We start from the raw sequence: 21625 nt of genomic DNA on the forward strand, positions 1-21625 counted from the left end.
TCGCAATTCGTTTGTTCTGATGTGCGTTATAGCACGATGGACCCAGCGCGTCCCGGGATGGCTCGGTACGGTAAACCTCGGCCGAACACCCCCGGGGCCGGCGTCTAAGGGAGTTGGTCGGGATTTTGCCGAAATCAAGCCGTGCGTCTGCAACTATTGACGGATTTCGTCGCGAGTGTGGTTTTGGGCATGGTCGGCCCCAATAAAAAGGGGGGAAACAACATCAATACCCGGAGTTTACGCGCCCGCCTGACCGACGCGCGGTCGGTCTGGATCGCCACCATCGCCATCCCCCTGCTCCTACTCGCCCCTGCCTTCTGGAACGGCTATCCGCTGCTCCAATGGGATACCGGCGGCTACCTGGCGCGCTGGTACGAGGGCTATCTGGTGCCGAGCCGGTCTACGGTGTTCGGCATCTACCTCCATGCCGGCGAGGCATCGGGCTTCTGGCTCAACCTCGGCATCCAGACCCTGGCGACGCTGTGGATCCTGCAGCTGACGCTGCGCGTGCTCGACCTCGCCCAGCCGGTCCGGCTGATTGCGATCAGCCTCGCGCTGGTCGCAACCACCGCCCTGCCCTGGCTCGCCAGCATGCTGCTGACCGACATCTTTGCCGGCCTTGCGGTCCTCGCGCTCTTCATCCTGATCCTGCATGGCGAACGGATTTCGGCGCTGGAGAAGGCGGTGCTGTTTGCGTTCACGGCGTTCTCGGCCGCAACGCACAGCGCGACGCTCGCCGTGCTGCTCGGCCTGTGCTGCGTCGGCTGGATGCTGCGTCCGTGGCTCGGCCGGCGCATCCCGATCGCGGGCGTCGTGCAAGGCAGCCTGACCGCCGTCGCCGGCGCGGCGATGCTGCTGGCGGCGAACTTCGCGCTGTCAGGGCAGCTTGCCTGGACGCCCGGCGGAGTAGGCGTCGCCTTCGGCCGCATGCTGCAGGATGGCATCGTGGCGCAATATCTGCGCGATCATTGCGCCAACGAAAATCTGAAGCTCTGTCCCTATCGCAACGAGCTGCCGCCGACCGCCGACGACTTCCTGTGGGGCCACAGCATGTTCAACACGCTCGGCCGCTTCCAGGGACTGAATGACGAGATGGGCTACATCGTGGAACGTTCGCTGGCCGAATATCCGGGATGGCAGGCCAAGGCGGCGCTGGAAGCCACCGTCGACCAGCTGATGCATGTCGCAACCGGCGAAGGCTCCTCGGGCTGGATCCCGCACACCTACGGCATCATCGAGCGCTACATTCCCAAACAGGTCGCGCCGATGCGCGCAGCGCGGCAGCAGCGCTGGCGCCTCGACTTCACGGCCATCAACCGCATCCACGTGCCGGTCGCACTGGCCTCGATGCTAGTGGTCGTGATCCTGTTCGGCCGCGGGCTGTGGCAGCGGCGGCTCGACGACCTCACGCTGCTGGCGGGCACCGTCACGCTCGCGCTGCTCGGCAATGCCGTGATCTGTGGCGTGATCTCGGGTCCGCACGACCGCTACGGCGCGCGCATGGTGTGGGTTGCGACCTTCGTGGTGCTGATCGCGGCGGCGCGCGCCTTCGCCAAGGACGATGCGGAGAACGAAGCCGACGAGCTATTTTCGCCGCGACAGGAAGTCGATGACGCCGGTCTTGTAGACCTTGTCGCCGACCGCCCGCATATGATCGCGGTTCGGGATGTCGAGCACCTCCGAACCCGGAATGATCCTGCCGAGCGCCGCCGCTGAGCCGGCGATCTCGTCCTTGCTGCCGACTGCGATCAGAACCGGCACGCGGATGCCGGCCGCCTCCTCGCGCGTCATCAGCCGGCGCGAGCCGCGCAGGCAGGCGGCGAGTGCGCGGCGGTCGGAGCGGGTCTGGTCGGCAAAGGCGCGGAAGGTGCGGCCGACCGGATCGGTGACATCGTCGAGCGACGGTGCCTCCAGCGCGAGGGCTACGGTCTCGCCGGGGCCGCCGCCCTCGATCAGCCCGATGCCGATGCCCCCCAGGATCGCCGAGCGCACCCGATCGGAATTCTCAAGCGCCAGGATCGCTGTCATCCGCGAGCCCAGCGAATAGCCCATGATGTCGGCGCGCGCGATCCCGAGATGATCCATCAGCGCGATCACGTCGCTCGCCATGATCGCGATCTCGTACTGCGCGGCATCGTAGAGCTTGGCGGATTCGCCGTGGCCGCGATTGTCGAGCGCGATGACGCGCCGGCCAGCCTTGACGAGATCCGACACCCAGGTCGGATAGATCCAGTTGACGTTCTTGCTCGAGGCAAAGCCGTGCACGAGCACGATCGGCTCGCCCTCGCCTTCGTCGATATAGGCAATTTCAACGTCGCCGTGATGGAAACTCGGCATCATCCATTCCGTTGTTTTTTGGGATTGAGTTTGGCGATCGAAAAGCCGACCGCGAGCTTAGCCCTGGGCGGCAGAACCCGCCAGCGCAACCTGAGCGGACATCTGCCGCTGCAGGCGACGCGCCTTGCTCCGCCTGAGCCACCACCCGGTAGCCCGTTCGGTGGTCGCCTTGATCGAGGACAGGAAGCCGAACAGCGCGAGCAGCGCGCCGAACAGCCACATGGTGAGATTGAACGTGCCGGCCGCAAGCAGCAGCGCGCCGCGGCCGAGCAGCTTCAGGATCGCGCGGGTTTGGCCGCCCTTTGCCTCCGCGATGCGGGCCGCGCGCGCGATCTCCTGCGGGTTCTCCGCGACCTTCAGCGTGTCCCGTGCGGCACGAATCCCGGCGGCCTCGCCGACGCGTCCGACGTCCTTGGCGACGCGCACCAGCGCCCCGGCCTTCTCGGCGCGGAACGCCGCGCGGATCGCGGTTGCGGTCTCTGCCGGGCGAAGCACCGAGCCGGAGGCGACCGCCTCGCGCAGCGCCGGCTGGTCAACGACCTCGCGGGTCGAACGCCCGGCCGATTCGATCAGCCCTTCGCTCAGCCGTCCCGCCTTGCGCGTATCCTTGACCAGCGTCAGCCCGGCGCGCAGCGGCCCGGCGCCGCCGACCGACACATAGGTCGCCGCCGTCACGGCGAGCCCGGCGGCCGCAAGCCCAAGCACCAGCTGGTCGGTGTCCTCACCCATCACGAGATGCTTGCCCTCGCGCACGACGTCCCTGACATCGCCGAACACGAACAGGTCGCCCGCGACCGTGCCGGACAGGCTTGCGACATCGTCGGCGTTGCCGGTCACGAGGCCGGTGGCGAACCCCTTGGCGAAATGCGTGGTGGACGACTGCTCGGCGCGCGCCTCGTCGACCCGCCGTGTGAGCTCGTCGCTGAGCGCGATGTCCTTCTCGGCGGCGAGCGCGACAAAGCTCGTCGCAAGGTCGGCATCCCCCGCGGCCAGTGCCGCCTCGATATTGTCCGAAATCAACGCCGGGTTGTTGCGCAGCACGGAATTGATCCTGAGGTCGGCGAGCTCGGCGGGATTGTCCCGCGCGGCGAGGATCGTGCCGGCGTCATGGGCATGCGGCCAAATGACCGCGCCGATGGCAGCGCTCGCTGCCAGGCCGGCCACCGCAAGACTGAGGCGAACCCCGTTCATTCCGCTTGAAACCTCAAGTTTAATTCGCCTTGGAAATAGTGTGCCGTTTTTGCGACACAACGGCTCCGACCAAAGAAGGGCTTCTCTGGGACGACAAGATTGTGTCGAATTTGCATGAGCAAATGAGCCGTCGGGGCTCTAGGAATCAACTGTTCCCGCCAGTATGGTGCGCGGCATTTCGCGATGCCGCATGCTGTCGATTGCGTCTGCCCATCGTTGCCACCAAGGTGAGAATATGTCCGACCACGTCGTCCCGCACTTCCATAACGATGCCGGTGTCTCGGTGATCGAAATCGGATCGCAGGAGTTCATGTGCGTGGGCGCCAACCCGCCGTTCGATCACCCGCACGTGTTCCTCGACCTCGGTAACGACAGCGAGATCATCTGCCCGTACTGCTCGACGCTCTATCGCTTCGCGCCCGACCTGGCTGCCGGCGAGGCGCGGCCGCCGGAATGCGTGCTGAAAGACAAGGTCGCCTGACCGCTCCGTGGCCCTGACGCGAACCGTCATCGTTGCAGGCGCCGGGATCGGAGGACTGACGGCGTCGCTGACACTGGCGGCACAAGGCTTTCGCGTCGTCGTGCTGGAGAAGGCCGAGCGGCTCGAGGAAGCCGGCGCCGGCATCCAGCTCTCTCCCAATGCCAGCCGCATCCTGGTCGGGCTCGGGCTCAAGGAACCGCTTGCGCGGCGGGCGGTTACGCCTGAATCCGTCAACATCCTGAGCGCGCGGGCCGGCGGCGAGATCGCGCGGATGCCGCTTGGTCAAGCGGCCGAGTTCCGCGCCGGCGCACCCTATTGGGTGATCCACCGCGCCGACCTGCAGGCCGCACTGCAGGCCGCGGTCAACGACCACCCCGATATCGACCTGCGGCTCGGCTGCCAGTTCGAGGATGTGACAAAGCACGCCAAAGGGCTGACGGTGGTGCAGCGCCGCGGCAACGCACGGCGGGAGGAATTGGCCGTCGCGCTGATCGGCGCCGACGGCATCTGGTCCGCCGTGCGCGGGCATTTGTTTCCGGATGTACAGCCGAAATTCTCCGGCCTGATCGCCTGGCGCGGCACGCTGGACGCAACCGCCCTGCCGTGTGAATACACCGCACCGCGCGTCCAGCTCTGGATGGGGCCGGACGCCCATCTTGTGGCCTATCCGATCTCGGGTGGGCGCCAGATCAACGTGGTCGCGATCGTCGCAGGCACCTGGAACCGGCCGGGCTGGAGCGCACCCGGCGACATCAACGAGATCAAGGGCGCGTTCGCCACGGCGCGCTGGCCCGCAACCGCGCGGATGCTGATCGGCGCCGTCGACAGCTGGCGCAAATGGGCGCTGTTCACCCTGCCCGACATCGGCCGCTGGAGCGAAGGCGCGGTGACGCTGCTCGGCGATGCCGCGCATGCGATGTTGCCGTTCGCCGCGCAGGGCGCCGGCATGGCAATCGAGGATGCCGCCGTGCTCGCCAAGGCGCTCGGCGACTGCACCGGGGAAAACACCTCAGCCATTCCCGCCGCGCTGAAGCGCTACGCCGAGATGCGGCGCAGGCGCATACTGAAGGTCCAGCGCCTGGCCCGGCAGCAGGGCCGCATCTATCACTTGCGCGGGCCGCTCGCGATCGCGCGCGATCTCGCGATCCGCGCCATCGGTCCGCAGCGCATGCTGGCGCGGCAGGACTGGATCTACGACTGGCGCGTCTGAGCCATCAGCTGAGCGCACGCGAACAGCGATCGGCTTCGCTCGAAAGCGCTGAGTTTAGTGGACGACGCCCCGCGGGACGCGTGCCCCCTTCGCGGCAGGCGCCGGCGCGGCGGGCGCTGCGGCCGCAGCGGTCTCGTCCGGCGGGCTCTCGTGGCACTTGTTGCTGCGCCAGGCCTGATCCGCAAGTTTCTGCCGGGCGCGAATCGAGATCAGTTCGTTGCGATAGACCATCTCGGAGATCACGGTACCACCGACGCCGGTCTCCGCCTTGGCCATCAGCTTTTCCTGATCCGCAGCGCTGGTCGCGAGGTTCTTGCGCTCGGTCTCGAGTTGCTTGCAATCATAGAGGTCGTATTTGGCGGGATCGGCGAACGCCGGCGACATGGTATCGCCGATCTGCGCGCAGCCGGAAACGCCCGCGGCCGAGGCGAGCAGCACAATGACGGCCGCCGCGCGCGACAGCTTTGAGCGGCGTGGGAAACGAACAGGCATTCGGCTTTCTTAATCAGACAGTGTTGAGATTGCCTAAAGCAGCCGCCGGTGTCCGGATTGAGGCTCAATCGCGGCGGCGCGCCGCTTATCCCAATGCGAGGCGGCCGAAGCAAATGGAATTGCAGGCCACTGTTTAAGTCTTTGAAACCGCACCTGTTAGCAGCGGATAATGACAATTCCACTTCGCGCCCAAACGCGCTAGAAATCGGCGCGCCTGGCGCAATGCGGACGTGGCGGAACTGGTAGACGCAAGGGACTTAAAATCCCTCGATGGCAACGTCGTGTGGGTTCGACTCCCACCGCCCGCACCAGGCCTCTCGCTCGCGAAATGAGTAGCGTTGGCGCCACGGCCGGCCAGGCGAAGGCGATGCGGCTGCCGCGAGCTACGGCTCGGCCAAGCCGTTCGTCAGTCAAACCCCAGACCGATCCGCCGCTCCTTCTTCCAGATCACCCGGCAGGTGTGCCGCTGGCCGTCGACGGCGAGCACGAAGCGGTCGGGAAACCACAGCGGCGAATTGACTTCGATGCAGGCCCCCTGCGGAGAAAGATTTCGGACCGTGCAGGGTATCGCTTCATTGCCGAACTCGATCGCCCCCGATTTGAGGACGCGGCGACGGGAGCCGGCACGCCGCTCGTCGGTCGGCATTGGCTGTTGCCCGCTGGCTGGTGCGGGCCTGCTTTTGTCGTCGGCCATGAACCCGTCGCGGTCGGTACACAAGCTGGCGGCCAGATTACGACGCGATTCTGACGGGAACCTTAAGACATCGCCAAACGCGTTGGCATGCCACGCGCGCCCACGGCCTCGGCGGGCACGCGCGGTATCACGACGCTCGCATCACCTGATCGTGTTTCCGGGCTGTGGCACGGTTCACAAGCCGGGATCGCCGCGTCTCGTAATCTTCGCGCATTGGAAAATTCCGGCCGCACATTTCGCGGCCGTCGCATTTCGAAATCAATGGTCGGAGATCGGTGATGGAGATTGCAAACTGCAATCGGATTGCTGGCGACAGGGCGTGCGAACAAAGCGCCTCCATTCTCGAGCATGGCGACGACGCGGCCCATTGCAGCAACGGGCTCAATGCCCAGAAATTCCGGGACGCGACGCCCGACGAGCGCGTGATCTACCGGCGATGGATTCGTGGCGCGATCATGCTGTACGGACTGCTGGCACTCGCCGCGGGAACGGCCGTCTGGATTAACGGCGCGGCCGTCGGGCCGACACAGCTCTCCAGCCTGTCGAGCGCGAACGCCGCGAAATCGGGTCACTGACATTAGAGCGTTTTCGAGCGAAGTGGGCACCGGTTCGCGTGAAGAAAACGCGTCAAACAAGAAACTAGAGCTTCGGTTCTGATTCAATCAGAACCGAAGCTTTAGAAGCGACAGTTCGAAACGAAAAATGGCCGGGACAACGCCCGGCCATTCGTCGTGAGCAAAATCGCAAGCTTACTCGGACTTGTCGATATTCCAGAAGATCGGTGTCGCCGGACCGTCGAGCACGCCGGTCAACGACTTCCGCCAGGCGCTCGGAACCGTGTACTGGCCGAGCGGGATGTAGATCACCTGATCGTAGGCCTCGGTCTGGATGTCAGCGGCGATCTTCTTCTTTTCCTCGGCCGAGCCGGCGCGCGCGAACTTGTCGCGCAGCTCCTCGATCTTCGGGTCCTCGGCCCACCCGAACCAGCCGCCGTTCTTGCCACGGCCGGTGATCGACGCGTTGACGATCGGATCGGCGACGTCAGCTGCGACCCAGTTGGTGAAGAACATATTCCAGCCGCCTTCCTTCGGCGACTTCTGGCTGGCGCGGCGGGTCACGACGGTCTGCCAGTCGGTGGCCTGGAAATCCACCTTGAAGCCGGCATCGCGCAACTGCTGCGCCACGACGATCGGCTGGGCCTTCAGCGTGGTGACATCGCCCGGCCCCATGATCACGACGGGCGTGCCGTCATAGCCGGACGCGGCAAGCGCCTTCTTGGCCTCCGCCATGCCGCTGCCCTTCACTAAGGTCTCGGCACCGACGTCGGTCTCCAGCGGCGTGCCGCAGACGAAGAAGGCGCCGCAAATCTTCTGGTACTTGGCATTGCCGACCAGCGCGTCGAGCACGTCCTTCTGGTTCATCGCCAGGAATGCGGCGCGGCGCACCTTCGGATTGTCGAACGGCGGATAGAGGAAGTTCATGCGACCAAGGGTCTGGAAGCCGAACTTGTTCAGCACGTCGATCTTGAGATCCGGATTGGCTTCGAGCACCGGCAGCATGTCAAACGGAAGCTGTTCCATGAAATCGATGTCGCCGGACTGCAGCGCGTTCACCGCGGTCTGCGCATCAGCCATCGTGATCCACTCGACGCGGTCGACCTTGACGACCTTGCCGCCCGCGGTCCAGCTCGCCGGCTCCTTGCGCGGCACGTAGTCCTTGTTCTTCTCGTAGACCGCCTTCACGCCCGGCTGGAATTCCGCCTGCACGAACTTGAACGGCCCGGAGCCGATCTGTTCCGGGATCGGCTTGTCCGGCGGCGTCTCGGCGAGACGCTTCGGCATCATGAACGGCACGCGCGACGACGGCTTGCCGATCGATTCGAGCACGAGGCCGTAGGGCTCCTTCAGCTTCAACGTGATGGTCTTGGCGTCGGTCGCCTCCAGGCTCGCGACGAAGTCCATCAGCTTCTGGCCCATGCCGTCGACCTTGCCCCAGCGCTGCAGCGAGGCGACGCAGTCTTCCGCGGTGACCGGCGCGCCGTCGTGCCACTTCAGGCCGTCGCGCAGCGTGAACGTATAGGTCAACTTGTCGTCGGACACCTTCCAGTCCGCCATCTGCGGCTGGATCTTGAAGTTGGAATCCGTCGCCAGCAACGTGTCATAGATCATGTAGCCATGATCGCGGGTGATGTAGGCGGTGGTCATGATCGGATCGATGACGCGCAGATCCGAGTGCATCACCGCGGTGATGGTCTTGCCCGCAGCCATCGCCTGCGGTGCCAAAGACAATTCCTGCGGCGCGAACGACAGTGCAAGCGCCGTCAACGCAGCCGCAAGCGTGCGGTGCTTCCAACGCGAGATAGGGAACATGCAATTTCTCCTGACGTGAAACTGGTCAAAGCCGGCTTATTCGTTATGCATGCGGTTCGTTATTTAGGCGAACTAACATGCTGTACGGCTTGTGAAATCGAGACTTGCACCAAGCGCAATGCGCGTCAATCGGTTTCGGGCGGGATCGGACGTACACAAACGAATGAGGCCGCGCGCCAGATTTTGGCTTTACAAATTCGTCGGCTGAGATTTTCGTAACGCGCGCGCGATGCCGGCGCGATCAAAACAACAAGAGAGAAAAACGATGAACCCAGCCAATCTTCCCTTTGATTCCGAAGCGATGCTGCAAGGGCTACGTAGCTGGGTGGAATGCGAGAGCCCGACCTGGGATTCGGCGGCGGTCGAACGCATGCTCGACCTTGCCGCGCGCGAGATGGCGATCATGGGTGCGACGATCGAACGCATCGCCGGACGCCAGGGCTTTGCCGGCTGCGTCCGCGCCCGTTTTCCTCATCCCAAGCAAGGCCAGCCCGGCATCCTGATCGCCGGTCACCTGGACACCGTGCACCCGGTTGGCACCATCGAGAAGCTGAAGTGGCGGCGCGAAGGCAACAAGTGCTTCGGGCCCGGCATCTTCGACATGAAGGGCGGCAACTATCTGTCGGTCGAGGCGATCAGACAATTGGCGCGCGCCGCATTCACGACGCCGCTGCCGATCACGGTGCTGTTCACCCCCGATGAAGAGGTCGGCACGCCGTCGACGCGCGACATCATCGAGGCGGAAGCCGCACGCAACAAATATGTGCTGGTGCCGGAGCCAGGCCGGCCGAACAACGGCGTCGTCACCGGTCGCTACGCGATCGCGCGCTTCAATCTGGAAGCAACAGGCAAGCCGAGCCATGCCGGCGCGACGCTGTCGTCCGGCCGCTCCGCGATCCGCGAGATGGCGCGGCAGATCATCGCCATCGACGGCATGACCACCGAGGACTGCACGTTCTCGGTCGGCATCGTGCATGGCGGCCAATGGGTCAATTGCGTCGCGACGACCTGCACCGGCGAAGCGCTCAGCATGGCCAAGCGCCAGGCCGATCTCGACCGCGGCGTCGAGCGCATGCTGGCGCTGTCGGGCACCGCCAACGACGTGACCTTCAAGGTGACGCGCGGCGTCACCCGCCCGGTGTGGGAGCCGGATGCCGGCACCATGGTGCTCTATGAAAAGGCAAAGAGCCTCGCGGCGGCGATGGGCCTCGATCTGCCGCACGGCAGCGCCGGCGGCGGATCGGACGGCAACTTTACCGGCGCGATGGGCATCCCCACGCTCGACGGCCTCGGCGTTCGCGGCGCCGATGCGCATACGCTCAACGAACATATCGAGGTCGACAGCCTCGCCGAGCGCGGCCGCCTGATGGCGGCGCTGCTGGCGACGCTGGACTGACGTCGATTTGCACTGCACAACACGTTGGCACTGCCGGATCGAAATTTAGCCTTGTCCAATTTTCAGGCTTCGCCTACGGTCCGGCCGTCCAACACGACGATGCGGGAGAGATCGGAGCGACAACATGCGTGTTGTTGGCTTCGGCGCCGACGGAGCAACCGCCCCGGAAACTCTCAGGCAAAAGGACTGTATCGTCAGGACGATCTGGAGAGAGACGAACATGGCCACACATCAAGGGCCATGACGTCCACCGAAGGGGATAGTTCGCTATTGGGCCTCGGCCCGATGCGGATCAAGCTCTCAGGTACCGTGACAGATGGGGCGCCGACGCCGGTTTCACCGGTGGTTCGGCGACTCTAACCCACGGGAGCCTGAAGACCACCATGCCTCACATTGCGATCATTGGCGCCGGCATCACCGGCGTGACGACGGCCTATGCCCTGCTCGAACGCGGCTACCGGGTGACTGTCCTCGACAGGCATCGCTACGCCGCGATGGAAACCTCGTTCGCCAATGGCGGACAGCTTTCCGCCAGCAACGCCGAAGTCTGGAACAGCGCCGCGACCATCCTCAAGGGTTTGCGCTGGATGCTCAGGAGCGACGCGCCGCTGCTGATGAATCCGAAGCCGAGCTGGCACAAATATTCCTGGATCGGCGAGTTCGTCGGCCACATCGGCCGCTATCGCAGCAACACCATCGAGACCACGCGGCTCGCCATCGAGGCGCGCAAACATCTGTTCTCGATCGCACAGCGCGAGAACATCGCCTTCGATCTCGAACGCCGCGGCATCCTGCACGTCTATCACGACAAGGCCGGCTTCGAAGCGGGCCTGCGGGTCAACACGCTGCTGCAGCAAGGCGGGCTCGACCGCCGGCCGGTAACGGCGGACGAAATCCGCGCCATCGAGCCCGCGCTGCAGACGGCCTGCTATGGCGGCTTCTTCACACCGTCGGATGCAACCGGCGATATCCACAAGTTCACCCGCGGGCTCGCCGACGCCTGCATCCGCCGCGGCGCGGCCTTCATCCACGAAGCCGATGTCGATGCGATCGCGCGCGGCGATGACGGCTTCCGCATCAGCTGGAACGAAGCCGCTTCGCACGACGCTGACGTCGCGACGCGGCATGAGTTGCAGGCGGACGGTGTAGTCATCTGCGCCGGGGTGGCGAGCCGCTACTTCGCTGGCATGCTCAACGACCGCGTCAATGTCTATCCGGTGAAGGGCTATTCGATCACCGTGCAACTCGATGCGCCGCAGAGCCGGGACGCTGCGCCGACCGTCAGCCTGCTCGATGAAGCTGCGAAAATCGTCACCAGCCGGCTCGGCGCCGACCGCTTCCGCGTCGCCGGCACCGCTGAGTTCAACGGCTTCAACCGCGACATTCGCGCCGACCGGATCCAGCCGCTGGTGGACTGGGTGCGACATCATTTCCCAGGGATCGACACGTCGACGATCGTGCCATGGGCGGGCCTGCGACCGATGATGCCGAACATGATGCCGGTGGTTCGCGCCGGACGGATTCCGGGCGTGTTCTACAATACGGGCCACGGTCATCTCGGCTGGACGCTGTCTGCCGCGACGGCGCAGATGGTCGCAGGGGCGATCGATGATTGCAGCGACCTCGACACGCCTTCAATGGTGCCGTCGCAGGTCGATACGACCGAGACCACTCACGCAGCTTTCCCCTAATTGTCCGGCCGAAGAGGAAGAATATGAGCGTATTTGCCTATGGCCAAGTCGGAATTCGCTGAGAAACGCCGCGTGATAGGAACTAGCGTCACAATGGGAAAAAGCGCTTCATCGCGGGAGGGGACAATGCGCATTGGGGTGGCGGGCACGCATGACATTGCGCCGACTCCGTGCCGTCTTTCCAAAACAGTCAAAGCTCAGCCTTCTGCACAGGGCTCCACGAAAGGCGCGACATGACAATTGAGACGTTGACCAAGCCGGATCAGATTGCCGCAGAGCTGTGCGCGGCCGTCGACCGAAACTTCGACGATCAGATCGCGTTCCTGTCACGCATGGTGCAGTTCCGCAGCTTGCGCGGACAGGAAGCGCCGCAACAAGTTTGGCTGGCCGAGCAGTTCGCAAAACGCCGCTACGACGTCGATGTGTTCAGCCTTGCGGACGTCAACCTGATGAGCCATCCGAAGGCTGCGCCAATGGACGGCATCGATCTTGCCGGATCGCAGCAGGTTGTTGCGACGAAGAACAGCAAAGGCAGCGGGCGCAGCCTGATCCTGCAAGGTCATATCGACGTGGTGCCGGAGGGGCCCGCTGACCTTTGGGATCAGCCGCCGTTCGCAGCCGCCGTGCGCGACGGCTGGATGTTCGGGCGTGGTGCGCAAGACATGAAGGCCGGTGTCTCGGCAATGATCTTCGCGCTCGATGCGATCCGCGACGCCGGATATGCCCCGGGCGGGCGCATCCATCTGCAGACCGTGGCCGAGGAAGAGAGCACCGGCAACGGCGCATTGTCCACTCTGATGCGCGGCTATCGCGCCGACGCCTGTCTCATTCCCGAACCAACCGGACACACGCTCACGCGCGCCCAGGTCGGCGCCATCTGGTTTCGCCTGCGCGTCCGCGGCACGCCGGTGCATGTCGCCTATTCCGAGGCCGGTACCAGCGCCATCCTGTCGGCGATGCATCTGGTGCGCGCGTTCCAGGATTACACCAAAACGCTCAATGCCCGGGCGCTCGACAACAGCTGGTTCCGCAGCGTCAAGAATCCGATCAAGTTCAACGTCGGGATCATCAAAGGCGGCGACTGGGCCAGTTCGACCGCGGCCTGGTGCGAGCTGGATTGCCGGCTCGGTCTGCTGCCGGGCGAGACACCGCGAGAGGCGATGCGTGGCATCGAGGAATGCCTGGCCGATGCGCACAAGGCCGACGACTTCCTGTCCGACAATCCGGCTGAGCTTGTGTGGAGTGGTTTTCAGGCAGACCCAGCGGTGTGCGAGCCTGGCAGCGAAGCGGAAGCAGCTCTGTCGGCCGCCCATCACTCCGTGTTCCAGGCTTCAATGCAGGAGCGCCTGTCTACCGCCGTCAACGACACCCGCTACTATTGCGTCGACTACGGCATCCCTGCCCTTTGCTATGGTCCTTACGGTATCGGCCCACATGCGTTCAACGAGCGCGTCGAGCTCGACAGCCTTCGCAAGACAACGCAGAGCATCGCATTGTTCGTCGCTAACTGGTGCGGCGTGATGAGAGCGTGAATGGACTTGTCGTTTCAGGTCGGTGGCGCATGACGAAATGTGCAATTCGAAATAGCAGCTTCGGATGGAGCAGCTTCAGACCAAGGGAGGCTTCCAACGGCCTGAACCGCGCCTTGATATAGCGTCGCCATTGGCACAGTATTTGCCTGCAAATTCATCACTTTCGCGCTAGCTTTGAGAGAAGACGCAGAAGCGCATGAGACACATCACGGGGACACCATGAGTATGATGCGGCCCAGCCTTCGCTTCGCACCGCCTGACGACGGGAGATAGCAACGATGATCGGCTATCTCATCCGCCGCATCCTCGCTGCCGTTCCCGTGATGGGCGTGGTGGCTCTGTTCGTGTTCCTGTTGCTGCGGCTGACGCCGGGCGACCCCGCCGCCATTCTCGCCGGCGACAATGCGACGCCGGAGCAGCTCGAACGCATCAGGACCTCGCTTGGTCTCAACGAGCCGATCTACATACAGTTCTACACCTGGGTCGCCAGACTGCTGCATGGCGACCTCGGCGTCTCCTTGATCTCGAACAAGCCGATCCTCGAGATGATCGGCCCGCGCCTCGAACCGTCGATCTCGGTCGCGCTCGCCACCATCATCCTCTCGATCCTGGTGGCGGTGCCGCTCGGCGTGATCGCGGCGTGGAAGCACGGCACATGGATCGATCGCTTCGTGATGGGGCTCTCGGTGCTCGGCTTCTCGGTGCCGGTGTTCGTGATCGGCTATGTGCTGATCCAGATCTTTGCGATCGATCTGCGCTGGGTGCCGGTGCAGGGCTTCAAGAGCATCTCGGCCGGCTTCGGTCCATTCTTCGAGCGCATCATCCTGCCGACTTGCACGCTCTCCTTCATCTATGTCGCGCTGATCGCGCGCATGACACGGGCCTCGATGCTCGATGTGCTGGGTGAGGATTACGTGCGCACCGCGCGCGCCAAGGGCATCGGCGAGACCGGCGTGCTGCTGCGCCATGCGCTGCGCAACGCCGCGGTGCCGGTCATCACCGTGATCGGTTCCGGCTTCGCGCTCCTGATCTCCGGCGTCGTTGTCACCGAGAGCGTGTTCAACCTGCCCGGCATCGGCCGCCTCACCGTCGATGCGGTGCTGGCGCGCGACTATCCGGTGATCCAGGCCATGATCCTTCTTACGTCGGGTATCTATGTCGCGGTCAATCTGTTGATCGACCTCGCCTACACCCTGCTCGATCCTCGTATCCGGTACTGAGCAATGGCGATCGAAACCCTTCCCGAATCCTCTATCCCCGTCACCCGGCCGTTCCGCGTCAAGCTCGGCTTCCTCACCTCGACGCCGATCATCGCGGTTGCGACGATCTGTCTCGCCCTCATCATCCTGATGGCGATCTTCGCGCCGCTGCTCGCGCCGCACGATCCGCTGCTGCTGACGCCGTCGCAGCGGCTGAAGCCGTCGAGCGCGCAGTACCTGCTCGGCACCGACGCCTATGGACGCGACCTGTTGTCGCGCGTCATCTACGGCGCGCGGATCTCGCTGGTGATCGGGCTCGGTGCCGCCGTCTGCTCAATTGCTATCGGGCTGCTGATCGGCCTCGTCGCCGGCTTCTTCCGCTGGGTCGATGCGGTGATGATGCGTGTGATGGACGGCTTGATGGCGATCCCCGCTATCCTGCTCGCGATCGCCGTGGTGTCGCTGTCGGGCGCCAGCATCTGGACCGTGATGATCGCGATCACCATCCCCGAGATCCCGCGCGTGGCGCGGCTGGTGCGCGCGGTGGTGCTGACCGCACGCGAGGAGCCCTATGTCGAGGCCGCGATCTCGCTCGGCTCCAGCCTGCCCAAGATCATGTGGCGGCATTTGATGCCGAACACGATCGCGCCCCTGATCGTGCAAGGCACCTATGTCTGCGCATCCGCGATCCTGACCGAGGCGATCCTGTCGTTCCTCGGCGCCGGCATCTCGCCGGAAACACCGACCTGGGGCAACATCATGGCCGAGGGCCGCGCCTATTTTCAGGTCAAGCCCTCGCTGATCTTCTGGCCGGGGCTCCTGCTCTCGATCGCCATTCTCAGCATCAATCTGATCGGCGACGCCGCGCGCGACGCGCTCGATCCCCGTATGAAGCAGCGTGAGGGCAAGTGACCGCAACCAGCTCGACCAACGTCGTCCTCGACATCAACAATCTCGTCGTCGGCCTCGGCCGCAAGCAGGATGCGCACCGCATCATCGACGACCTCTCGCTGCAGGTGCGCGAAGGCGAGACGCTCTGCCTGGTCGGCGAAAGCGGCTCCGGCAAATCGGTGACCTCGCTCACCGTGATGGGCCTGCTGCAGAAGGGCACGCTGGTGCCCTCGGGCGGCAGCGTCAAACTGGTCGGCGAGGAGCTGCTCACCGCCAGCGACCGGCGGCTGCGCCAGCTCCGCGCCACGCGGATGGCGATGATCTTCCAGGAGCCGATGACTGCGCTCAACCCGGTGGTGCCGGTCGGCCGCCAGATCGACGAGGTGCTGCGCGCCCATACCGATCTCGACGCCCGCGCGCGGCGCCAGAAGATCCTGGCGATGATGGAGCATGTGCGGCTGCCGGATGTGGAGCGCATCTTCTCCTCCTACCCACACCGCCTGTCGGGCGGACAGCGCCAGCGCATCATGATCGCGATGGCGCTGGTGCTGGAACCGAAGCTCCTGATCGCGGACGAGCCGACCACCGCGCTCGACGTCACCACGCAGAAGCAGATCCTCACCCTGATCCGCGACCTGCAACGCGATCACGGCACCGCGGTGCTGTTCATCACCCACGACATGGGCGTCGTGGCCGAGATCGCCGACCGCGTCTCGGTGATGCGGCACGGCCGGCTGGTCGAGACCGGCCCGCTGCAGGACGTGCTGCGCAATCCGAAGATGGAGTACACCCGCAATCTGCTGTCCTCGGTGCCGAGCCTGGTGCCGCGCCCGCCACGCGCGGAGACGCAGGAGCCGGTGGTGCTGGAGGCCAACGAGCTCTGCAAGGTCTACCGGGAGCGGTCGCTGTACGGCAAAGCCCGTGAAGTCGCGGCCGCCAGCAACGTCACGCTCACTCTGCGCAAGGGCCGCACCCTTGGCATCGTCGGCGAAAGCGGCTCCGGCAAATCGACGGTCGCGCGCTGCATCGTCCGCCTGATCGATCCGACCTCGGGCGGCGTGCGCCTCGCCGGCCGCGAGATCTCAGATCTGTCGCGGCGACTGTTGCAGCCGCATCGCCAGAAGATCCAGATCATCTTCCAGGACCCCTACCGCTCGCTCAATCCGCGCGTCACCGTCGGCGAAAGCATCGCGGAGGGCCCGATCAATTACGGCATGCCGCGCAAGGACGCGCTGGCGCGGGCCCGCGAACTGCTCGAGCTGGTCCATTTGCCGCCCGACGCGATCGCGCGCTACCCGCACCAGTTCTCCGGCGGCCAGCGCCAGCGCATCGCGATCGCGCGCGCACTGGCGCTCGACCCCGACGTTCTGGTGGCGGATGAAGCCGTGTCCGCGCTCGACGTCTCGGTGCAGGCGCAGGTTCTGAACCTGCTTGACGAAATCCAGCAGCGTCTGGGCATCGCACTGTTGTTCATCACGCATGATCTGCGCGTCGCCGCACAAATCTGCGACGACGTCGCCGTGATGCAGCGCGGCCGCGTCGTGGAACAGGGACCGGCGGCCGAGGTGCTGACCAATCCGCAGCAGGCCTATACCCGCGCGCTACTCAATGCCGCACCCGGCCGCGGCTGGGATTTTGCGAACTTCCGCCCGGTTTCGGAAGGCATTGTAGCGACGGCCTAAGTCTTTAGCAGCAGCAGCCTTACGACCTAGCCTTGCTGACATGGCTTTATGACCTGGCCTTGGGCCTTTACGCCCATAGGGCATGCAAATCCGGTAGTGCTCCCCGGCTTGCGCTGGGCGCGACGACACGCTTAACGTCGCGCCCTAGAGTGTGAGCCGGAAGGTGGACACCGGTTTCTCCGAAAGATCGCGCTCCAACCAACGAGACGAGATCGTGGCGCGGGCCGTTCCATTCGCATCATGATCGAAGAAACGTATCGAGACCAACTTGATGACCCGCATTGCCGTTGGCGGCTTCCTGCACGAGACCAACACCTTCGCACCGACGAAGGCAACCTATGACGACTTCGTGCACGGCGGCGGCTGGCCGTCGATGACGCATGGGGCCGATGTGCTCAAAGTCATGCGCAAGATCAATGTCGGCCTCGCCGGTTTTGTCGAGGCGGCGGAAGCCAATGGCTGGGAGCTGGTGCCGACGATTTTCGCGGCGGCAAGCCCGTCGGCGCATGTGAGCAAGGATGCGTATCAGCGGATCGTGACCGAAATGGTCGACGGCATTGCCGCGGCCGGGCCGATCGATGCGGTCTATCTCGACCTGCACGGCGCCATGGTCGCCGAGCACTATGACGACGGTGAAGGCGAGGTCCTCGCCCGCGTGCGCAAGGTGATCGGTAACGACCTCCGCCTGGTCGTAAGCCTCGATCTGCATGCGAACGTCTCGCCCAAGATGATCGAGCATGCCGATGCGCTGATCGCCTACCGCACCTACCCGCATGTCGATATGGCCGACACCGGCCGCGCCTGCGCCAGGCATCTGGCGCTGCTGCTGAAAACAAAACAACGCTTCGCAAAGGCGTTCCGGCAATTGCCGTTCCTGATTCCGATCAGCTGGCAATGCACCAACGACCAGCCGACCAAGGGCATCTATCAAAAGCTCGCCGCGCTCGAGAGCGACGCGGTGCCGACGCTGTCGTTTGCGCCGGGCTTCCCGGCGGCCGATTTCAGGGATTGCGGGCCGAGCGTGTTCGCCTATGGCCGGACCCAGGCCGATGCGGATGCCGCCGCAGACAAGATTGTCGCCCTGGTCGAAAGCCACGAAGACGATTTCGACGGCCGGATCTATTCGCCCGACGAAGGCGTCCAGCTTGCGATGGAGCTGGCGAAATCGGCGAGCAAGCCGATCATCATCGCCGACACCCAGGACAATCCCGGCGCCGGCGGCGATTCTGACACGACCGGCATGCTGCGCGCGCTGGTGCGCAACAAGGCAAGTGCCGCGACCGGTGTGATCTACGATCCGCAATCGGCGAAAGCCGCGCACACCGCCGGGATCGGCGCGACGGTCACGCTCGAACTCGGCGGCAAGTCCGGCATTCCCGGTGACGCGCCATACCGCGAGACTTTCGTCGTCGAAAAGCTGTCGGACGGCAAGTTCGTCGCACCGGGCCCCTATTTCGGCGGCCGCGACATGGATATGGGTCCTTCCGCCTGCCTGCGCATCGGCGACGTCCGCGTCGTGGTCGGCTCCTACAAGGCCCAGCTTGCCGACCAGTCGATGTATCGCTATGTCGGCATCGAGCCGACGGCGCAGAAGATCCTGGTGAACAAGAGCTCGGTACATTTCCGCGCCGATTTCGAGCCGATCGCCGAAAAGCTGCTGATCTGCGCCGCGCCGGGCGCGATGCCGGCCGATACCGCCACCCTGCCGTGGAAACATTTGCGTCCCGGTATCCGTATCAAGCCCAACGGCCCGACTTTCGCACCCACCTCCCCATCACGTACAAACGGATAGAAACCATGCCGACCATTGAGCGCATCGACAGTTTTGCCGACGAACTCACTGCCATCAGACGGGATCTGCATGCGCATCCCGAGATCGGCTTCGAAGAGGTTCGCACCTCCGGCATCGTCGCCGACAAGCTGACGAGCTGGGGCATCGAGGTGCATCGCGGCCTCGGCGGCACCGGCGTGGTCGGCGTGCTCAAGGGCAAGGGCAGCGGCACCAAAAAGATCGGCCTGCGCGCCGACATGGACGCGCTGCCGATGGAGGAGAACACCAATCTGAAGTGGCGTTCGACCATTCCCGGCCGCTTCCACGGCTGCGGCCATGACGGCCACACCACGATGCTGCTCGGCTCGGCGCGCTATCTCGCCGAGACCCGCAATTTCGACGGCACCGTGCATTTCATCTTCCAGCCGGCCGAGGAAGGCCTCGGCGGCGCCCGCGCCATGATCAAGGACGGCCTGTTCAAGCAGTTCCCCTGCGACGAGGTCTACGGCCTGCACAACGCGCCCGACCTGAACCATGGCGAGATCGCGATCCTGCCGGGACCGGCGATGGCCGGCGCCGACTTCTTCGACATCAAAATCCACGGCTACGGCGCCCATGGCGCGATGCCGGAGCGCTCCAAGGATGCGGTCGTGATCGCGATGACGCTCGGACAGGCGATCCAGTCGATCGTCAGCCGCAATGTCGATCCGCTGCAGCCGGCGGTGGTCTCGATCACCCAGATTCACTCCGGCTCCGCCTACAACGTCATTCCGGGCGAAGCCTGGCTGTGCGGCACCGTGCGCGCCTTCGACGACGACACCCGTGCCCTGATCCGCAAGCGCATGCGCGCGATCTGCGCCGGCATGGCCGCGGCCTATGACGTCGAGATCGAGGCCGATATCCGCGACACGTTCAGCGTGCTGGTGAACCAGGAAGAACAGTCCCGCGTGGTCGAGGAAGTCGCGCGCACCGTCGTCGATCCGGCCAAGGTGCTGACCCGCTCGACGCCCAAGATGGGCAGCGAGGATTTCGCCGAGATGATGCAGGCCATTCCCGGCGCGTATTTCTGGATCGGCCATGACGGTTCAGTGCCAGTGCACAATCCCGGTTACGTTCTCGACGACAAGATCCTGCCGATCGGCGCCAGCATGTTTGCCCGCATCATCGAGAAACGCATGCCGGCAGGTGCCCATGCATAAGCCGAAACCGGACGCCATCACATCGCTGCACGATCTCACGGCCGTCGACCTGCTCGCCGGCTACCGTGCCAAGCAGTTCTCGCCCTCCGAGGTGCTCGAGGAAATCATCTCCCAGGTCGCGACCTGGGAGCCGCACATCAAGGCGCTGTATCTGTACGACCCTGACGGGGCGCGGAAGGTCGCCAAGACCGCGACCGAGCGCTGGCAGCAAGGCGAGCCGGTCGGCACGCTCGATGGCGTGCCCGTCACCATCAAGGACAACGTCGCGACCAAGGGCCAGCCGGTGCCGCTGGGTGCCGCGAGCGTCAAGCTCGCGCCGGCGGAAAAGGATGCGCCGCCTGCCGCGCGGCTGCGCGAGGCCGGCTGCGTGATCTTCTCCAAGACCACGATGCCGGATTACGGCATGCTGTCGTCGGGACTGTCGTCGTTTCATCCCCTCACCCGCAATCCCTGGGATGTCAGCAAGAACCCGGGCGGCTCGAGCGCCGGCGCGGGCGCCGCCGGTGCCGCCGGCTATGGTCCCTTGCATCTCGGCACCGATATCGGCGGCTCGGTGCGGCTGCCGGCCTCCTGGTGCGGCCTCGTCGCCCTGAAGCCGAGCCTCGGCCGCGTGCCGATCGATCCGCCCTATGTCGGCCGCGTTGCCGGTCCGATGACCCGCACCGTCGACGACGCCGCGCTGATGATGAGCGTGCTGTCGCGCCCCGACCGCCGCGACGGCATGAGCCTGCCGGCGCTCGAGGTGAACTGGAAGGCGATCGAGAAGTCGCCGCGCAAGCTGCGCATTGGGCTGATGCTCGACGCCGGATCCGGCCAGAAGGTCGAGAAGGAGGTTCGCGAAATCGTCGTCAAGGCAGCGAAGGCGTTCGAATCCGCCGGCGCCGTCATCACCGAGATCGACGGCATCCTGACCCCCGAGATGCTCGAGGGACTCGACAATTTCTGGCGGGCGCGGACCTGGGACGAGCTGTCGAAATTGTCGCAGGCCGACCGCGGCAAGACCCTGCCCTATATCCTCAACTGGGCCGAGGCCGGCGCAAAGCTCTCCGGCGTCGATGTGATGCGCGGCTTCAACATGACGATGGCGATCCGCGCGGCCGCCGCAAAACTGTTCTGCGAGTTCGACTATGTGATCTCGCCGGTGTCGCCGGCGGTGAACTTCCCGGCGGAGTTCGCAGCCCCACTCAACGACCCCGCAAAGCCGTTCGAGCACATCTGCTTTACCGTGCCGTGGAATATGTCTGAGAACCCGGCGCTGTCGATCAACGGCGGCTACGACAAGAAGGGCTTTCCGATCGGCGTCCAGATCATCGGCCGCCGCTTCGACGACATCGGCGTGCTTGGCATGGGCAAGGCTTTCGAAGGCCTGCGCGGCCCGCAGAAGCCGTGGCCGACGCCGCCGAAGAAGTAGCGCCTCAACGCAAGTCGCGATGCGCGGCACGGGGCACGCCGCGCATCCGACTTCTTCACAAGGGATGATTGCCGGGTTA

At 64.8% G+C, this 21625-nt stretch carries 17 protein-coding genes, 1 tRNA gene, 1 pseudogene and 2 riboswitches; of the genes and pseudogenes, 14 read left to right on the forward strand and 5 right to left on the reverse strand.

The window, feature by feature from the left end; translation table 11 throughout:
• Positions 1 to 189 precede the first annotated feature (189 nt).
• Positions 190 to 1569: pseudogene (locus G6P99_RS29645) on the forward strand (hypothetical protein); the annotation flags it as partial.
• 15 nt (positions 1570 to 1584) lie between these two features.
• Here G6P99_RS29645 and G6P99_RS29650 read toward each other — a convergent pair.
• A complete protein-coding gene (locus tag G6P99_RS29650) occupies positions 1585 to 2337 on the reverse strand; it encodes an alpha/beta fold hydrolase (protein ID WP_084518491.1) in 753 nt (250 codons plus the stop codon).
• A gap of 57 nt (positions 2338 to 2394) precedes the next feature.
• Positions 2395 to 3528 (reverse strand): hypothetical protein, encoded by a 1134-nt coding sequence (locus G6P99_RS29655; protein ID WP_029081531.1) that lies wholly within the window; start codon positions 3526 to 3528, stop codon positions 2395 to 2397.
• A gap of 235 nt (positions 3529 to 3763) precedes the next feature.
• Between G6P99_RS29655 and G6P99_RS29660 the strand changes: the two genes are divergently transcribed.
• Positions 3764 to 4009 carry a zinc-finger domain-containing protein gene (locus tag G6P99_RS29660; RefSeq protein ID WP_029081532.1) on the forward strand — a complete coding sequence of 82 codons (246 nt, stop codon included), beginning with the start codon at positions 3764 to 3766 and terminating at the stop codon, positions 4007 to 4009.
• A 7-nt stretch (positions 4010 to 4016) separates the two neighbouring features.
• A complete protein-coding gene (locus G6P99_RS29665; protein ID WP_029081533.1) occupies positions 4017 to 5219 on the forward strand; it encodes an FAD-dependent monooxygenase in 1203 nt (400 codons plus the stop codon).
• Between the two features lie 54 nt (positions 5220 to 5273).
• Here G6P99_RS29665 and G6P99_RS29670 read toward each other — a convergent pair whose 3' ends face one another.
• Positions 5274 to 5711 carry a hypothetical protein gene (locus G6P99_RS29670; protein ID WP_029081534.1) on the reverse strand — a complete coding sequence of 146 codons (438 nt, stop codon included), beginning with the start codon at positions 5709 to 5711 and terminating at the stop codon, positions 5274 to 5276.
• A 224-nt stretch (positions 5712 to 5935) separates the two neighbouring features.
• Between G6P99_RS29670 and G6P99_RS29675 the strand changes: the two genes are divergently transcribed.
• Positions 5936 to 6022, forward strand: a tRNA-Leu gene (locus tag G6P99_RS29675).
• A gap of 95 nt (positions 6023 to 6117) precedes the next feature.
• On the opposite strand, the gene G6P99_RS29680 is transcribed toward G6P99_RS29675, so the two are convergent.
• Complete coding sequence (locus G6P99_RS29680) at positions 6118 to 6405, reverse strand: PilZ domain-containing protein (RefSeq protein ID WP_245284703.1); 288 nt, start codon at positions 6403 to 6405, stop codon at positions 6118 to 6120.
• Positions 6406 to 6683: 278 nt separating this feature from the next.
• On the opposite strand from G6P99_RS29680, the gene G6P99_RS29685 reads away from it, so the two are divergent.
• Positions 6684 to 6980: a hypothetical protein gene (locus tag G6P99_RS29685; protein ID WP_029081536.1), complete on the forward strand. Its 297-nt coding sequence runs from the start codon at positions 6684 to 6686 to the stop codon at positions 6978 to 6980.
• Between the two features lie 174 nt (positions 6981 to 7154).
• Here the strand turns inward: G6P99_RS29685 and G6P99_RS29690 are convergent, their stop codons facing one another.
• Entirely contained in the window at positions 7155 to 8774 is a 1620-nt protein-coding gene (locus G6P99_RS29690; RefSeq protein ID WP_029081537.1) for an ABC transporter substrate-binding protein, read from the reverse strand.
• 265 nt (positions 8775 to 9039) lie between these two features.
• On the opposite strand from G6P99_RS29690, the gene G6P99_RS29695 reads away from it, so the two are divergent.
• The 9 genes from G6P99_RS29695 (at position 9040) to G6P99_RS29735 (ending at position 21546) form a co-directional block, all read left to right on the forward strand.
• The gene (locus G6P99_RS29695; protein ID WP_029081538.1) at positions 9040 to 10170 is read left to right on the forward strand and encodes a M20/M25/M40 family metallo-hydrolase; all 1131 of its coding nucleotides are present in this window, start codon (positions 9040 to 9042) and stop codon (positions 10168 to 10170) included.
• Between the two features lie 92 nt (positions 10171 to 10262).
• Positions 10263 to 10369: riboswitch (glycine riboswitch) on the forward strand.
• A gap of 3 nt (positions 10370 to 10372) precedes the next feature.
• Positions 10373 to 10488, forward strand: a riboswitch (glycine riboswitch).
• A 65-nt stretch (positions 10489 to 10553) separates the two neighbouring features.
• Positions 10554 to 11861, forward strand: coding sequence for a D-amino acid dehydrogenase (locus tag G6P99_RS29700; RefSeq protein ID WP_165124392.1), 1308 nt, complete (start codon positions 10554 to 10556; stop codon positions 11859 to 11861).
• A 233-nt stretch (positions 11862 to 12094) separates the two neighbouring features.
• The gene (locus tag G6P99_RS29705; RefSeq protein WP_029081539.1) at positions 12095 to 13393 is read left to right on the forward strand and encodes an ArgE/DapE family deacylase; all 1299 of its coding nucleotides are present in this window, start codon (positions 12095 to 12097) and stop codon (positions 13391 to 13393) included.
• A gap of 278 nt (positions 13394 to 13671) precedes the next feature.
• Positions 13672 to 14613 carry an ABC transporter permease gene (locus G6P99_RS29710; protein WP_029081540.1) on the forward strand — a complete coding sequence of 314 codons (942 nt, stop codon included), beginning with the start codon at positions 13672 to 13674 and terminating at the stop codon, positions 14611 to 14613.
• A 3-nt stretch (positions 14614 to 14616) separates the two neighbouring features.
• Positions 14617 to 15504, forward strand: a complete 888-nt coding sequence (locus G6P99_RS29715) for an ABC transporter permease (protein ID WP_029081541.1) — start codon at positions 14617 to 14619, stop codon at positions 15502 to 15504.
• Entirely contained in the window at positions 15501 to 17165 is a 1665-nt protein-coding gene (locus G6P99_RS29720; protein WP_165124395.1) for an ABC transporter ATP-binding protein, read from the forward strand. The genes G6P99_RS29715 and G6P99_RS29720 overlap by 4 nt, the downstream gene beginning before the upstream one ends.
• Positions 17166 to 17436: 271 nt before the next feature.
• Positions 17437 to 18957 (forward strand): M81 family metallopeptidase, encoded by a 1521-nt coding sequence (locus tag G6P99_RS29725; protein WP_029081543.1) that lies wholly within the window; start codon positions 17437 to 17439, stop codon positions 18955 to 18957.
• Positions 18958 to 18962: 5 nt separating this feature from the next.
• The gene (locus G6P99_RS29730; RefSeq protein ID WP_029081544.1) at positions 18963 to 20135 is read left to right on the forward strand and encodes a M20 aminoacylase family protein; all 1173 of its coding nucleotides are present in this window, start codon (positions 18963 to 18965) and stop codon (positions 20133 to 20135) included.
• Positions 20128 to 21546 (forward strand): amidase, encoded by a 1419-nt coding sequence (locus tag G6P99_RS29735; protein ID WP_165124398.1) that lies wholly within the window; start codon positions 20128 to 20130, stop codon positions 21544 to 21546. The genes G6P99_RS29730 and G6P99_RS29735 overlap by 8 nt, the downstream gene beginning before the upstream one ends.
• The last annotated feature ends 79 nt before the right edge of the window (positions 21547 to 21625 follow it).

The sequence above is a fragment of the Bradyrhizobium sp. 6(2017) genome (assembly GCF_011058295.2).
In the GTDB taxonomy this organism is placed as follows: domain Bacteria; phylum Pseudomonadota; class Alphaproteobacteria; order Rhizobiales; family Xanthobacteraceae; genus Bradyrhizobium; species Bradyrhizobium septentrionale.

Coding starts and splice junctions, on each gene's coding strand:
- G6P99_RS29690 (WP_029081537.1), bottom strand. CDS start 8,774: ATGTTCCCTATCTCGCGTTGGAAGCACCGCACGCTTGCGGCTGCGTTG.
- G6P99_RS29730 (WP_029081544.1), top strand. CDS start 18,963: ATGCCGACCATTGAGCGCATCGACAGTTTTGCCGACGAACTCACTGCC.
- G6P99_RS29680 (WP_245284703.1), bottom strand. CDS start 6,405: ATGGCCGACGACAAAAGCAGGCCCGCACCAGCCAGCGGGCAACAGCCA.
- G6P99_RS29710 (WP_029081540.1), top strand. CDS start 13,672: ATGATCGGCTATCTCATCCGCCGCATCCTCGCTGCCGTTCCCGTGATG.
- G6P99_RS29670 (WP_029081534.1), bottom strand. CDS start 5,711: ATGCCTGTTCGTTTCCCACGCCGCTCAAAGCTGTCGCGCGCGGCGGCC.
- G6P99_RS29695 (WP_029081538.1), top strand. CDS start 9,040: ATGAACCCAGCCAATCTTCCCTTTGATTCCGAAGCGATGCTGCAAGGG.
- G6P99_RS29655 (WP_029081531.1), bottom strand. CDS start 3,528: ATGAACGGGGTTCGCCTCAGTCTTGCGGTGGCCGGCCTGGCAGCGAGC.
- G6P99_RS29650 (WP_084518491.1), bottom strand. CDS start 2,337: ATGCCGAGTTTCCATCACGGCGACGTTGAAATTGCCTATATCGACGAA.
- G6P99_RS29715 (WP_029081541.1), top strand. CDS start 14,617: ATGGCGATCGAAACCCTTCCCGAATCCTCTATCCCCGTCACCCGGCCG.
- G6P99_RS29685 (WP_029081536.1), top strand. CDS start 6,684: ATGGAGATTGCAAACTGCAATCGGATTGCTGGCGACAGGGCGTGCGAA.
- G6P99_RS29735 (WP_165124398.1), top strand. CDS start 20,128: ATGCATAAGCCGAAACCGGACGCCATCACATCGCTGCACGATCTCACG.
- G6P99_RS29725 (WP_029081543.1), top strand. CDS start 17,437: ATGACCCGCATTGCCGTTGGCGGCTTCCTGCACGAGACCAACACCTTC.
- G6P99_RS29705 (WP_029081539.1), top strand. CDS start 12,095: ATGACAATTGAGACGTTGACCAAGCCGGATCAGATTGCCGCAGAGCTG.
- G6P99_RS29660 (WP_029081532.1), top strand. CDS start 3,764: ATGTCCGACCACGTCGTCCCGCACTTCCATAACGATGCCGGTGTCTCG.
- G6P99_RS29700 (WP_165124392.1), top strand. CDS start 10,554: ATGCCTCACATTGCGATCATTGGCGCCGGCATCACCGGCGTGACGACG.